The organism is Roseobacter sp. S87, from assembly GCF_055693285.1.
On the sequence record NZ_JBVFTR010000004.1, the window covers coordinates 729,041 to 743,341 of the forward strand.

Below are 14,301 nucleotides of genomic sequence, written 5' to 3' on the forward strand. Positions count from 1 at the left end.
GTCAGGAGAGCGCCCCGGTCAGGGACGCGAGGTCTTCTGCGTCAAGCTCAAAGCCCAGATCATCCGTGTCGTCGCCTGCGCTCTGCGGTTGCTGCGTATCGGCGTTTTCGGCCAGGGCGGCCAGCGTTCTGTATTCAAAGAGGGCCGTTGCCTGCAGGGGAATACCCAGTTCATTGGCCCGCATCGCGACCTGGATCGCCGCCAGTGAATCCACCCCGATGTCGAGGAAATCAGCGTGACGGCTGACCTGTGCGGTCTGGGTGACTTCACAGAGCACTGCGGCCAGTTGCTGCTCTGTTTCTGTCAGAGGGGCTCAAAGGCTGCATCCACCGGCGCGCCTGGTGCCGGCAGCCTTTCGTGATCCACCTTGCCGTTCGGGGTCAGCGGCAGCGCGTCGGTCAGCACAATGCGCGACGGCAGAGCCTCGCGTGGCAGTTTCGCCCGCAGGGCCCCCATCAGGGCATCCTCGCTGACGCTGCCGTCGGTTGCGGCCCAGGCTGTCAGACCCGCGCCGGACGCTGTATCCTGACCCGGGTCGTACCCGATCTGACCCAGCATACTGCGGACCGCATTCGGGTCGATCTCGTCATTCAGCTCATCCAGTGCTTCGGCGCGGGTCTTGTGGCCCATCCGCACATCCCAGCTGTAGGGCAGGGCATAGTTGTGATACCCGCGGCGGTTCTGGTGCACATAGATCCCGGCGTCGTTGATCAGGCAATTGGTGGAGCGTCCGGTGTCAGCGGGTCGTTTCCAGGCGCCGCGCGCGTCCAGCACCCGGTAGATTTCCGACACGGGCACGTCGATGAACCGGTAGATGTCAATGATATCAATCTCTTCGAGGAAGGCGCCATCGGCCAGATCACTGGTCTGCAACAGCGTGGCCACAGCGTCGTCTTCGGCGTGATACCGGCGGCGTGCTTCGGTCACCATGTTTTCCAGCTGCGCACAGGTCGGCGCGCTGCGCGAAAAAGCTCGGGCGAGAGGCGCGTTTCAAAGAACTGCCCGCGCGACAGGCCGGTGACAATCGCGGGCGCGCCCTCCGCGCGCGCCGTACGGATTGCAAGCGTGTAAAGCGCCTTGAAGCATCCCTGGCAGACGTTTGCGTGCGTGTTCAGACTGTCGACAAAAATCTCGTTCATCCGGTCTGTGCTCAGAAACCGGTGATCCCAGCCCAGATCTGCGACAACGCGGCGGATGTTGTCTTTGGCACCCTCCGCGATAAAGCCGTTGTCCAGCGTCACAGCCAGCACGCGCGGCGTCAGTTCCGCCAGGCGGTAGGCCGCATAGGTGCTGTCCTTGCCGCCGCTGAGCAGCATGACGGCGTCATAGGGCCCGCGCGATTTTTCCGCCGCAGCGCGCAGCCTGTCGGCCAGATCATGCTCGGGGCGGAAATAGGCCTGTGCGCGGTCGCGGTAGTTGTCAAAGCCTTCGCAGATGGAGCACAGGCCTGCTTCGGACAGGGAGGCGCCGGGGAATGTGTCCGGCAAGCCGCAACGGGTGCAATGCGCAGATGGCGCGTCTTCTGTCGTGCGGGGCAGGGCCACATGCGCCGCACTGACACCGTCGACGGCAAGCAGGGCATTGGTGATTTCGGCGGTTTCGATGCGGACACCACCGATTTTGAGCTGGTCATCGCGCCGTCCCAAATACCGCAGTGAGCCGTCACGGGCCTTGCGGCCGATATCGCCTGTCCGGTAGAGAAATGTGCCGTCCGGCGCTGTGACAAAGGCCCCGGCGGTCAGGTCGGGCTGACCCAGATAACCGGAAGCGAGACGCCCGCTGATACAGATCTCTCCGGCGATACCTGCTGGCAGTACGGACAGCCCGGCGTCCCGGACGGTCACCGCTACGCCGTCAGCCGGTCTGCCGATGGGCACAGAGGCTCCGGTGTCCGCCGCCGGATCAAACCGGTGGATCATTGCGCCCACGATCGCCTCGGTGGGCCCGTATTCATTGAGGATCGCGAGCCTGTCGGACAGGACGGCGCGCGCGCGCCTGCAAAGGCTGGTGGTCAGGTTCTCTCCGCCCAGCACCAGCGTGCGGATTGTGCTGACGGACTGACCCGCCTCGCAGACCAGTGCCAGGTGAGATGGCGTGAGTTTGACCACACCCACGGCATCCTCGCGGAACACGTCGAGCACGGCCAGATCGGTTGGCCCTGTTTCCGGATAGACGGCAATCGTGCCACCGGTTGTCAGCGGGACAAAGATCGAGGTGATCGTCAGGTCAAACGACAGCGAGGAAAAGAACGCGTAGTCTGTGTGGCCCGGAGTGCTGAACGCCTCTGCGGCCCAGCGGATGTAATGCGCCAGCCCGTCCTGCGGGACAACGACCCCTTTGGGCGTACCCGTTGAGCCCGAGGTAAAGAGCACATAGGCCGTATCATCCTGTCCGATGGGCAGCGGGTCCTGCGCGGCAGAAGGGGAGGTGATGACGGGGACAGTGCTGGTCGTTTTCAGTTTTGTGGCGGTTCGGGCGTCGCCGATCACGGCCACAGCGCCCGCAGCCTGCAGAATGGTGGACACGCGCCCGGCGGGGGTGTTCGCTGCGACGGGCACAAAGGGGCAACCGGCACGCAGCACCCCAAGAATGGCGGCAATACAGTCCACGGACCGGTGCATCTGTACAGCGACAGGTCCCGCGCCGGATGTGGCGCCCTGGACAGCCGCCGCGAAATGCCCCGCCTGTTTCCAGAGGTCGCGGTAGGTGCTGACGGTGCTGCCTTCCCGTGCCGCAATGGCGTCGGGTCGTTCCCGCACCTGTTCTTCGATCAGCGTCAGGACCGGGGTTGCGGCGTCCGGCGGTGCCGCTGGTCCGGCGCAAAGCCCGGTGATCTCTGTGGCGGCCGCATCGGAAGTCAGGGGCAGGGTTACCAGCGGTGCGGTGGCATCATCGCAGACCGCCTCCAGCAGTTGTGCGAACTGGTCCGGGATCTCTGCGGCGTCTGTTTCCCGGCTGATGGCCGCGCTGACGTCAATTTCCAGCGCGGGACCGCTGCCATCGAAATCCGTGACATGCAGGCGCAGCGGGTTGTGCGGATCATGCGCACCGCTGTGCAGCCAGGTCGCGCGCGCAGGCGCACCCGCGAAACCCCCGAAACGCGCCTGGATAAAGTTGAGAACACTGGCTGTGCCGCCAGGGGCCTGCGCGGCAATGGCATTGGGTCTGGCCTGCCGGAGAAAGGTACCCAGCCCCTCGCGCACGCGGGTAAAGAGCGTCGCAAAGCTGTCGCCGCACTCGATATCCGTGCCAAAGGGAAGCACCTCAACAAAGAGCCCCATCGTCTGGCGGTCTTCGGCGGTCAGACGGTTATGGGCGGGCAGGGCCATAACCACGTGGTCGTCATGGGCGATGCGGTGCAGGAACGCGGTCCAGGCGGTCAGAAACAGCGCCAGACGGGTAAGGTCCGGTGTGAACATGCGAAACTGCGGGTCCGTCCCCAGCGCATCCAGTCTCCGGGCCGCGTGATCAAGGCTGTCACTGCGGACGCGCACCGATTTGGGGTGACGGTCCGGCTTTGCGCCATAGGGCAGGCTTTGGGCCGCGGGTGGTGCGCTTTGATCCGCGTCGCCGGCAGTGGTGTCGCGCGTGAACTGATCGTTGAGACGCTGTGCGGCATCAAACCAGGCAGGTCCGGTGTCTGTTTCGCCATCTGTGGCATAGGCCTGTGATACCGCTTCAAAGAGCAGCGCACCTGACTGTGCATCACAGGCGATATGATGCTGTGCCGACAACCAAACCCAATGCGCAGGAGCTAGTTTGACCAGCTGTGCTCGGTAGCTTCCGCAGCTGAGATCAAAGGGGTCGGCGAGGAAGGAGGCCAGAAGCGCCTCAAGGGCTGCTTCGGGATCAGGCGTTTCGCTCAGATCGCGGAACGCGGGCACGGCAAAAGCGGTATCCGCCGGAAACTGAACCGGACCATTCTCTGTGTCGCGAAACCGGGCCTGCATCGCATCCGAAGCATTCACCACCCTGTTCAGCGCCCGTGAAAAGCGCGCCGGATCGATCTCCTGCAGAAGGTCAAACCGCCAGACCATCGTGTAGAGTGGCGCGTCCGGTGTCAGGCGGGTGCCCTGCCAGAAACGCAGCTGGCTCTGTGTCAGGGGAATGTCGGTCGTTGTGTCACGCATCGGGTGCCCGCGTCTCCAGGTAGGCGGCAATTGCCTCAATGGTTTCGAAGTTTTCGATCACAACATCCTCAAACGGAATTTTCAGACCGAATTCCTGTTCGGTGAAGGTCACGAGAGACATAACCGCCAGCGAATCCAGCAGACCGCTGAGCAGCAGATTCTCGTCATCTGAGATCTCTCTGTTTCCCAGAAGGCTGCCGCTGATGTAGCCGCGCAGCACGGGCCGGGTGTGTTCAGGCTGCAGAGCGGTCACAGCTCACCTCCTGCAGGGCTTTGCGGTCTATTTTGCCGGTTGAGGTCCGGGCCAGCGTGGGCACGGAAATGATCCGTTCGGGCACGGCATAAGGCGGCAGGTTTTCGGCCGCATAACGAAGGAGCGCATCGCCGTTGGCAGTACTGGAAATGAAAGCCACAAGGGTCTGAGCATTGTGGTCCACGACTACGGCCGCTTCACGCACTTCTCTGTGCCGCTGCAACACCAGTTCGACCTCATCCAGCTCGATACGGAAGCCGCGCAGTTTGATCTGGCGGTCTGCACGGCCGCGCAGCCAGATGGTGCCATCTGCGCCCCGGTCCACAAGATCACCGGTACGGTAGAACCGCAGGTCCCGGCCCTCATGCGGCAGGGTCACAAATGCTTCCTGCGTGCGCTCCGGGTCATTCCAGTATCCGGTCATCAGCTGATCAGAGGCGATCAGAAGCTCGCCGGTGTCCGCAATCCGTGCCACCACGCCCACGTCAGGCAGCCCGATGGGCAAAGCGCTTTTGCCGTCAATCAGATCGGGTGGCAGCAGGGCGGTGGTGCAGTGGTTTGTCTCTGTGGGCCCGTAGGCGTTCAGAAACGAGGCCTGGGGCACGTGATGCGAAAAGGACTGAAGCACATCAGGTGGCATGGCCTCGCCGGCGTACATAACCAGCCTCAGACCTGAGAGATCGTATTTGTGTAACGCTCCACGCGTTGTCAGCTGTGCGAGGGCAAAAGGAACAGAATACCAGACGGTTATGCCTTCTTTCTCAACCAGCGAAGACAGGCTGGCGGGGATTTTCGCATAGATCTCGGGGATGACAACGATGGTGCCGCCGGCCTCGATGGTCGAGAAGATGTCGAAAACCGACATATCGAAGTGCAGAGGGGTGTGATGACTGACCCGGTCGTGGGGGGTCAGCGCACAGAGCGCCGCCGTTTTGCATGCATAGGCCAGACCGCTTTTGTGCGTGTGACAGATGCCCTTTGGCTTGCCGGTCGAGCCGGACGTGTAGAGGATATAGGCCAGATCATCGGCATGGCGGGTAAGCTTTGGTAAAGGCGCATCTGACCGCAGGGCATGCTCCAGCAACAGTAAAGGCGTCTCGCCGGAGAAGCGTTCAGCGCAGAGCGGATCGGTCAGGATCAGGGAAAGGGTGCAGTCGTCTGCAATATCCCGGACGCGGGACGCGGGTGCTGCGGGATCAATCGGGACATAGGCCGCCCCCGCGCGCATCACGCCAAAGACGGCGGCGATGGTTTCGAACCCCTTCTGCGCATAAATCCCGACCCGGTCTCCGGCGCCGATGCCCCTCGCGGCGAGGCAACCGGCGATACGGTCCGCGGCGGCATGTGTTCTGGTATAGCTGAAAGACTGACCATTAAAGCGGATGGCCGTCGCGTCGGGCCTGTGGCGGGCGTGTGCGGCCAGAGCGGTATCGAGCAGGCGGGGCGTCACGTTAGCCTCCTGCCAGTGCTACGCTTGCCGGGGCGAAAGCTCCCAGCGTGCGTTCAGCAAACCAGAAGATGGCCACAGCGATCAGCGCCACGGATCCCGCCTGAAGCGCTACAAGGCGGTAGGACGCCAGTTGCCGCAGAGCAAAGAGAACGGGGAAGAGCACGATGACAATCGCCAGCTGTCCCAGTTCGACACCGACGTTGAAGGCAACAAGGCCAAGGGCCTTGCGGGCCGGGTCCAGGCCCAGGGGCTCCAGCACATTGGCAAAACCGAACCCGTGGAACAGACCAAAGATGAAAACGACTTTCCACGACTGGGCGTGAAATCTGGGAAAGAGATTGCCCAGAGCGACCACGGCGATGGAGAGCGCAATCACCGCCTCTACAAGAACGACGGGCAGGGTGATGATCCCGAAGGTCGCGAGGCTCAGTGTGATCGTATGTGCAATGGTGAAGACGGTTACAATTGTGACTGTACGCTTCAGGCTTTCACGCAGGCTGGGCGCGGGTTCCCACCGGCCTGCGCTGATGAACATCACTGCCGAGACCAGCAGCGTCACCAGAAACAGAACGTGATCAAACCCCAGCCAGATGTGCCAGACACCGTGTTCAAGGAATGCCATGGCCACGCGGCTGGATTTCTCGTCGTTGAGGTAAAGCGTCTGCGCGCCATCGCCTGGTGCGAAGATCAGCGAGATATAGGATTCATTCACTTCCATCCCGTTGCGGGTGTTCGTGCTGATCAGCGCATAACCGCGGTGTTCGGGATCAATGTTGGAAAAGATCGCGTCATAGGACATCTGCAGCGTAACAGGGGTTTGTCCGATCCCCTGCACGTCAAACATCAGCTGCGAGAAAATGCCCGCATCGGAGGCAAAGAAGGTCAGGTCCGTGAAGGTGACGTCAAGCGGCTGTCCGCCGTCGCTGAGCCGGAGGTGTTCGGCGAAATAGGCGCCGAGCGCTGGCAGGTTCTCCTGCGCCTCCGCCTGCGTCAGCGGGGCCTCAACGTCGGCGCGGCCATACAACACTTTGGCCAGTTCGTTCAGCGTCACCTCTATGCGGCCGCTCAGCGTGTTGTCGGTCACGTCGAAATAGACGTAGCTTTCGTTGAAGCTGTGCGCTTTTGCGGGGCCTGATGATGCGAGCGCAAACACTGCGATAACCAGCCCGCACAGCATGGCTGCCAGACCGCGTGCTCTGAGCGCATGTGTCATTGGATCTTCCCCGTATTCTGCGCTGTGAGACGCGCTATTATTTGTCTTTGTACGTCCGATGTGCCCGAGTAGATCACTCCGCCGAGCGCATCGGTGAGGTCGGTGCCGGCCTGGGAAGAGGCGAGGTAACCTGCGCCCCCGAATGTTCTGACCGCATCCGTGCTGGAGGCAAGAAAGGCTTCGGACACATGCAGGTTGGTCATTGCCGCAAGGCGTGAGAGCGGTTTGCCCGCGTCGTAAGCCCGTGCCACCTGTTCCATCATCAGGCGCGAGGTTTCGAGGCGCACGGACATATCCGCCAGCCTGTTGGCCACGGACTGGTGTTCAATAATCGGTTTGCCAAATGTTCTGCGCGCGGTCGCAAATTCGGTGCATTCGCGCAGTTGCCGCGCCATAGCGCCCACATGCGGTGCCAGGATAAACGCGCGCTCCCAGTCGAGCGTTGCCTGAAATATCCGCGCGCCTGCGCCTTCGGCTCCCAGCAGCCGGTCGGCAGGTATCCAGCAGTCCTGGAGTGTGATCCGGCCCATAGGCAGCGTCGTCAGTCCGATTTTTTCCTGTTTGTCATCTGTGTGAAACCCGGGGTCATCGCGGTGCACGAGGAACACCGACACGCCCCATGATTTCCGCTCCGGCGCTGTGCTTGCGAATACGAGTGCGACGTCACAGTCCGGCGCCATGCCCACATAGGTTTTCGCGCCGTTCAGAAGGTACCCGCCGTCCTGTGCCTGCGCGCGCGTTTCCAGCGCCATCGCATCAGACCCTGACTGTTCTTCAGTCAGTGCATAGGCCCCGATTTTGCGCCCGCTCTCAAGACCTGGCAGCCAGGCTGCTTTCTGACCGGCTGATCCAAAGGCAGCGATCGGCTGCTGCACCGTCCAGATGTGGGAATTCAGCCCCATTGTGAATCCGTTGTCCGTACAGGCCGTACCGATTTCGGCCATTGCCCGGACACATCCGAGCGCATCAGCCGGCGCATCCATGCCAGCATGCTGCGCCATCAGCCGAAGTGCGCCCGCATCAGCAGCTCTGTGCCAGGCGGCGCGCCAGTCAGCAGGGATGTCAGGTGTGAGTTTTTCGATTGCATTGGCGAGACCGGTGTATTCGTTCCGGGCGGGCTCGGGTTTTCTGGCCTGTAAATTCATAGAGCTGATCCGCCCGCGTCCGGCTTTTTCTTTGTGTTGCCAGTCCCATAGGTCCGGAGGATGGCGTCGGTTAAGCGGGCAGATAGAGCCTCCGGAGAGGCCGGCAAGACGCGGCGCATCCCGGTTCCCGACCCGCGCTGTGTCCGGGGACGGGCGGGATGCCAGGCCGCGGACTGCCGGGGAACCTGTTAAGAAATTGATTTAATTTGATGAAACTTTTTGGCGGTCATTTCCGTGGGTGACGGCGCGTCGGAACCTGCGCCCCCAAAAAAATTATTCTGAAACCGGTAACCCTTATGAATGAATTCCCGTTAATCTAGAGGATATTAGCCTGCGGTCCCTTTAAGCGCGGGTGATCCCGGGTTGCATTCGCAGCGATCGGAACGCATCCGGTCCGGGCGCGAAGGTCCAATGCTGTGAAGGTTCAGAGGCATGTGCTGCGCTCTTTCAGTATTGCATGCTGCAATTTTCCGAAAATTGCTCGCTTTCGTCTCTTCACAGCTAGAACGATGTTAATCCTTTGGAGGTCATAGACAGGAGAAACAACGCAAAGTCTGAACGTGATACCTGCCCGGATATTGAATCAGATAGACGACAAGGCATCCGAAGGTCTGGTGCTCGCAAAGGCGTCGCCAGACGACGGTGCGGTCATGCAGGTACAGTGGTGCAACCCGGCCTTCACCAGGATCACCGGGCATGAAGAATCCGAAGCGCTGGGCCAGCGTGGAACGATCCTGATCGGTCCTGACACGGAACAGGGCGTACACCTCCACATCATCGAAAAACTGATGAACTGGGAGAATTTCTCCATCCGGACCCGGAACAACCGCAGAAACGGTGAACTTTACTGGCAGCGGATGAACTGGACCCATCTTTCGGACGCGGTAACGGGTGATCACTGGTGGCTGTGTTCCATCATTGAACTGGACGAACAGCCAGCAGGAGCAAAACAGCCCGGTCAAGCTGAAACCGCAGCCGCGGATCAGGAAAGCTATGACAGGGTCATGGCGAAAGTGCACCGCCTTGAAAAAGAGAACGCCAGACTTCTAGAGCTTGCGCGATCTGTTGCGAAAGATGCAAACGAGGATGCGCTCACGGGCCTGTCCAACCGCCGCCATTTTGAGGTGGAACTGAAAACCTGGATCGGCAGGCTGAAGGAAAGCGGCTCAGAGTTTGCTGTCCTCTATATCGATCTCGACAGGTTCAAGTTTGTGAATGACACGCTCGGGCATGATGCCGGTGACCGGCTTCTTGTTTCTGTCGCAACGATGCTGAGAGACCTTTCTGATGAAGATGATCTGGTAGCCCGTCTGGGCGGGGATGAATTCGTTATTCTGAAACCACTGGCGACAAGCGCGCTCAACATCAGCAGTCTTGCCGATGAAATCGTTCAGAGAATGCGCGCGCCGGTTACCTGTGACGGCAAATCCACTGCCTGCAGCGCCAGCGTGGGTGTGGCCATCGCGGGTGCGGGCATGGATGATCCGGAAAATGTCATCGCAGATGCAGACGCGGCGCTCTACCACGCAAAGTCGCAAGGCAAGGGGAGGTGGTCATTCTTTACCGAACAGATGCATGCGCAGTCTATCGCGACCAAACAACTTGCATCAGACCTGCTTCTTGCCTGCGAGCGCCAGGAGTTTATACCGTATTTTCAGCCGCTTATTGATGCGCGAACCGGCATGATCGCCAGCGCGGAGATGCTGGTGCGGTGGAATCACCCCACCCGCGGAATACTGGCCCCGGGTCAGTTCCTCGATACTGCTGCCAACATGGGCATTCTGAAGCAGATCGATGAGATCATTTTTAATAGCGTTCATGGCGCGATGACCCGACTTGATGAAGCCGGCGCAGACCTGCCACGCATCGCCGTGAATGTGTCTGCGGCCCGGCTGGCGGACCCGACATTCATTCACGACATAAAAAGTTCGGGCATTCCGCCCGAAAGGCTGACCGTGGAAATTCTGGAATCGGTCTATCTGGACCGGATCGGGGATGTTGTCCGCTGGACGATTGATGAACTGGATGAGCTGGGTGTGACGATTGCCCTGGACGATTTCGGTACGGGCCACGCGTCGGTGCGGGGATTGCTGGAGATCCGGCCATCGGTTCTGAAGATTGACAGGCATTTCATCCAGCTTGTGGTCGATGACGAAAGTGCCAGACCGCTGGTCGCGTCTATCATTGGTATTGGCAAAAGCCTCGGGATGCGCGTGGTTGCTGAGGGCGTCGAAACAGAAGAACACGCAACAATCGTGGGAGATATGGGCAGCGATTACCTGCAGGGTTTCTATTTTGGTAAACCGATGAGCGAGGACGATCTGCGCAGAAAGCTGCTGGCAAATGGTGGGCAGTTCTGGCCGTGCCGGTCTGACGGCGATGCAGACCCTCTCGCAGAACAGAAAGCCGGCTAGTGCTGGTGCGCCCCGGCCATTTCATCTGACGCGGCAGGGGGTGATTGGCAGGAATACACATTTCAGGCCGACTGGTCCGTTTCGGGCCACATGGGAATGGCACCTGCCGGATCAGGCGGCCGCCGTCTCCGCAAGTTCAATTGCGCGCATCATGGCCTCTTCGGCGCAGGGCGTGGGGGGCGTTGCGGAGCAGACCTGACGCTTGCCGGGGCCAACTTCAAAGATACACGAAAGGTACACGCCGCCGCTGATCGCAGATGTGCAAGGGATCCAGCGACCGCCCGGACCTTCGACCGCATCGGCTCTGCACACGTTTACCGCGCCCGGCGGAGGGCAGGACACCGGAAACGAGATCGTCAAAAATCGCGTGAATACTCATAAACATCCCCTATTGACCGGTACTATCCGAAGTGCGTCTGACCAGAGTATGGCCACCCTGGTAGCAATGCCCTGGATGTGCCGCAATTCGCTGAATCCGGGCAGTGCATATGTGCGGGCGATCCAATACGCCAATTGCAACCGGAAGGTGCGGTAGGAGAAAAACTAATATAAATCAATTCACTGTGCGGCTTTGTTGTTGCGTTGTTAAGATAGGTTAAATTCTATTCTTTTTTCCAGGTTTTGTCATTTTCAATCCGGTGGTTTGCGGATCGGCCTCCTGCTGTCGGGCGCTTCAGCTGCCTGTGATCTTTCGTTTTTCAATCCCCGATTGCAGATCGTCGGCGAGTAGACAGCCGGGATGTGCTGACATTTTCATGTGTGCGCCACAGGCTTAGGCCATCCGGGGCGAAATCCCTGTTTTCAGGGAATCTGGGGCAGCGATAGGGCGGTCACGCCCAGTTGAGCACACCCGGTTCGTTAACCGGAAAGGTGGAAAAATGACTGACTCACAAAAAATCATGCGAAACATCAATCATGGCTAACCGGTCATTAACCATATGGTGGGACGGTGCAGCCGAGTTTGGGTAGAGAGGGAAACTGGATGGGTATGTTACCGGGTAAACTGTTTGAGATGACATCGCGTTTGGCAGCAATTCTGCGTGCACTTGAAGCATCGGGAATCCGAATTGAAATCGGCGATGATTTTGCAGAATATCGTGCACTGCGCAGCCAGCAGGCTGACAGGGGTGGTATTTACCCGATGTTTGATGTGGCAAGCTCCTATGTCGATCAGTCGAATGCTTTCTGGCTCTGCGGATATGATGGCGACGGGGCGCTCATGCACACGCAGGCCGTGCGACTGCTGGATCTGGAAGGCGTTTCGCTGGCAAACCACCTTGATGCGCACCGGCACAAATATATTACGCCAGACACCACACCGGACCCGGATCTGACATTTTACAACGGGCCGGATGCCCTGAAAACCATAACGGGCCAGGTCTGTTACCAGGGCGATTTCTGGTTGCGGGCGCGGGGCCTTGGTGGGCCGCGCAGTCAGGGCGCCACTGCTCTGCTGTCACGCGTTCTGCTTGAGGTGATGGCCGGGGCGTGGAACCCATCCTATGTCTTTGCTTTTGTTCCCAAGAGGCTGGGCGCCAAGGGCGCGCATCTGCGGTATGGATACAATCACTGCGAGCCCGGACGCTGGATCGGCCCGGACCGGCAGGTGACAGAAGAAGATTACTTCATCTGGATGAACGCCAGCGACATCGCCGGTCTGATGGGACGCGAAGCCGTGGAAGTTCAGTATTCGGCGGACGTGTCCGGAAAAAGATCAACGGCACCTGCGAAATCAGATGCGCCCGCCGGTGCCACAGCAGATGCATAAAAGACAGTAGGAGAACATGGGCTCTCACACACCTGACCTGGACAGCAGCCCTTCGATCGCCGTCGCGTCACGGGCGGCGATCCTGGGCCCCATCGCAGCCAATATTGCGTTTGTGATGGAGCTGACCCTGGTGCCGCTTCTTTTGCCGGCGATCCAGGTGCAGTTCGGTCTGTCTGTCAGCGACCTTGCGTGGGTGTTCAATTCCTACGGTATTGCGGTGGCCGTTGGAGTGCTCTTTGGCGGGTGGCTGGGCGACGCCTTTGACACGCGCAAGGTTTTTGGCTGCGGCGTGGCGCTTTTCGCGGCAGGCTCGCTGCTCGTGTCAGCGTCAGAGAGTTACGAAGCGCTCATATCAGGGCGGGTTCTGCAGGGGCTGGGCGGTGGTATCTTTTCACCGCTGATCCCGCTACTCCTGACAAGGGCATCGCCGCACAGACCGGGGCGGGTGCTGATCGTCTGGGGAAGCATCGCAGGATATGTCGCGGCTTTTGCACCCATGCTCTACAGCGGGCTGCTTGACGGTTCAAACTGGCAGAATGCCTTTGTCCTGAACGCGGTTATTGCCATCGTCGCACTTGCGGTTCTCATCGGCACATCCATCGCGGATGAACCCACTCAGGTGGTGCGGGAAAGAAGAAAGTACACCGCGCTGTTCCGGGCAAAGGATCTCTGGATAACGTTTGTCTATGTCTTCTGCACCTATGGGTGCATTACCTATTTTCTGTTCCGTCTGCCGGTCTGGCTGACAGGCAAGGAGGTCGGGACGGTCGGTGTCGGTTTCCTTCTTTCGGTCATGTGGCTGACCTTCTCCGGTTCCAGCACTCTGTTGCGGAACCTCGTGGACAAGCCGCACATCCGGGTTGTGATGCTGGCCGCGCCGGTACTGATCGCCGCTTCAATGCCTCTGCTTTTCTATACGGATCAACTGCCGCTGTTGGTGCTGTCGGCTATTCTTGTCGGAACGGGGCTTGCCTGCAGCAACGCGCCCTCGACCCAGCTGATCCTCCGTTTCGCGCCAGAGGGCATGAGTGCAATTTCGACAAGTCTGGACATTACTTTTGCGCGTCTTGGTGGCATCGCAACTGTTGCCGTGCTGGCCGATACCCGACCGGAGATTGCCACGCCGGTTATTGTGCTTTTGTCCGTGATAGCGGCGCTGTGCACGCTGGCGGTGCGCAGACGCCTCGCCGAAGGGCGCTGAGCATCCGGAACTGCGGGGACACGAACAGCGTCAGACACAAAACCTCACCCTACCCGCGGGGCAAAGACAGCATCATGATTTTGAGAGACCCTTTGGAGCGGGCGAGGCGATTCGAACGCCCGACCCTAACCTTGGCAAGGTTATGCTCTACCCCTGAGCTACGCCCGCTTCCTTAGGTGCGCGTGGAATAACTTTGCTGACGCGGCTCTGCAAGGGAAAAATCAGGTGCTGTGCAAATAATTTGTGTCGTTTTGCAGCAGGTGCGGCGTTCATCCGCCAGCCCGGGCAGGAGTGCGGCGGATCAGGTCCCAGCGGTTGCCAAACGGATCCCGGAAGACGGCGACCCGCCCATAAGGTTCGTCGCGGGGCTCTTCCTCGAAATCGATACCCGCCTGCGTCAACCGGGCGTAGTCCCGTGCGAAATCATCGGTTTCCAGAAACAGCCAGACACGTCCACCAGCCTGTTGGCCCAGTGCGGCCTTTTGCGCGGGCGTATCGGCCCGGGCCAGCACAATCTGTGTATCCGAACCGGGCGCGCGGACGGTGATCCAGCGTTTCCGGCCTTGATCAATGTCCTCGCAGAGTTCAAAACCAAGGGTGCCACAGAAAAAGGACAGCCCGGTATCATAGTCCGGGACGAGGATGGAAAAGGCCGCAAGTTTCATGCGCGACAGGACACTCCGGCGAGGGGCATTATTCAAGCAGTTTGTGTTTTGGCGTCGTGCGG

General features: G+C 60.1%; 12 protein-coding genes and 1 tRNA gene. 3 read left to right on the forward strand and 10 right to left on the reverse strand.

Going from position 1 to position 14,301, the window contains the following annotated elements; genetic code table 11:
- Position 1 precedes the first annotated feature (1 nt).
- The 7 genes from ACZ1HA_RS04450 to ACZ1HA_RS04480 are packed head-to-tail and all read right to left on the reverse strand — an operon-like array spanning position 2 to position 8,191.
- Positions 2-307, reverse strand: coding sequence for a phosphopantetheine-binding protein (locus tag ACZ1HA_RS04450; protein WP_472715282.1), 306 nt, complete (start codon positions 305-307; stop codon positions 2-4).
- Entirely contained in the window at positions 304-930 is a 627-nt protein-coding gene (locus ACZ1HA_RS04455; protein ID WP_472713017.1) for a hypothetical protein, read from the reverse strand. The genes ACZ1HA_RS04450 and ACZ1HA_RS04455 overlap by 4 nt, the downstream gene beginning before the upstream one ends.
- Complete coding sequence (locus ACZ1HA_RS04460) at positions 924-4,130, reverse strand: amino acid adenylation domain-containing protein (RefSeq protein ID WP_472713018.1); 3,207 nt, start codon at positions 4,128-4,130, stop codon at positions 924-926. Before ACZ1HA_RS04460 ends, ACZ1HA_RS04455 begins: the two co-directional genes overlap by 7 nt.
- Complete coding sequence (locus ACZ1HA_RS04465; RefSeq protein WP_472713019.1) at positions 4,123-4,383, reverse strand: phosphopantetheine-binding protein; 261 nt, start codon at positions 4,381-4,383, stop codon at positions 4,123-4,125. The genes ACZ1HA_RS04460 and ACZ1HA_RS04465 overlap by 8 nt, the downstream gene beginning before the upstream one ends.
- Entirely contained in the window at positions 4,364-5,833 is a 1,470-nt protein-coding gene (locus ACZ1HA_RS04470; RefSeq protein ID WP_472713020.1) for an amino acid adenylation domain-containing protein, read from the reverse strand. Before ACZ1HA_RS04470 ends, ACZ1HA_RS04465 begins: the two co-directional genes overlap by 20 nt.
- A 1-nt stretch (position 5,834) precedes the next feature.
- The gene (locus ACZ1HA_RS04475) at positions 5,835-7,046 is read right to left on the reverse strand and encodes a HupE/UreJ family protein (RefSeq protein WP_472713021.1); all 1,212 of its coding nucleotides are present in this window, start codon (positions 7,044-7,046) and stop codon (positions 5,835-5,837) included.
- Positions 7,043-8,191, reverse strand: coding sequence for an acyl-CoA dehydrogenase family protein (locus tag ACZ1HA_RS04480; protein ID WP_472713022.1), 1,149 nt, complete (start codon positions 8,189-8,191; stop codon positions 7,043-7,045). The genes ACZ1HA_RS04475 and ACZ1HA_RS04480 overlap by 4 nt, the downstream gene beginning before the upstream one ends.
- Positions 8,192-8,769: 578 nt before the next feature.
- Between ACZ1HA_RS04480 and ACZ1HA_RS04485 the strand changes: the two genes are divergently transcribed.
- Positions 8,770-10,605 carry a sensor domain-containing protein gene (locus ACZ1HA_RS04485; protein WP_375228176.1) on the forward strand — a complete coding sequence of 612 codons (1,836 nt, stop codon included), beginning with the start codon at positions 8,770-8,772 and terminating at the stop codon, positions 10,603-10,605.
- Positions 10,606-10,716: 111 nt separating this feature from the next.
- Here the strand turns inward: ACZ1HA_RS04485 and ACZ1HA_RS04490 are convergent, their stop codons facing one another.
- Complete coding sequence (locus ACZ1HA_RS04490; protein WP_472713023.1) at positions 10,717-10,917, reverse strand: hypothetical protein; 201 nt, start codon at positions 10,915-10,917, stop codon at positions 10,717-10,719.
- Between the two features lie 670 nt (positions 10,918-11,587).
- On the opposite strand from ACZ1HA_RS04490, the gene ACZ1HA_RS04495 reads away from it, so the two are divergent.
- A complete protein-coding gene (locus tag ACZ1HA_RS04495; protein WP_472713024.1) occupies positions 11,588-12,373 on the forward strand; it encodes a hypothetical protein in 786 nt (261 codons plus the stop codon).
- A gap of 16 nt (positions 12,374-12,389) precedes the next feature.
- On the forward strand, positions 12,390-13,574 hold the full coding sequence (locus ACZ1HA_RS04500) for an MFS transporter (protein WP_472713025.1): 1,185 nt from the start codon (positions 12,390-12,392) through the stop codon (positions 13,572-13,574).
- 93 nt (positions 13,575-13,667) lie between these two features.
- On the opposite strand, the gene ACZ1HA_RS04505 is transcribed toward ACZ1HA_RS04500, so the two are convergent.
- Positions 13,668-13,742 (reverse strand) — tRNA-Gly (locus ACZ1HA_RS04505).
- A gap of 101 nt (positions 13,743-13,843) precedes the next feature.
- A complete protein-coding gene (locus ACZ1HA_RS04510) occupies positions 13,844-14,239 on the reverse strand; it encodes a VOC family protein (RefSeq protein WP_472713026.1) in 396 nt (131 codons plus the stop codon).
- Positions 14,240-14,301 lie beyond the last annotated feature (62 nt).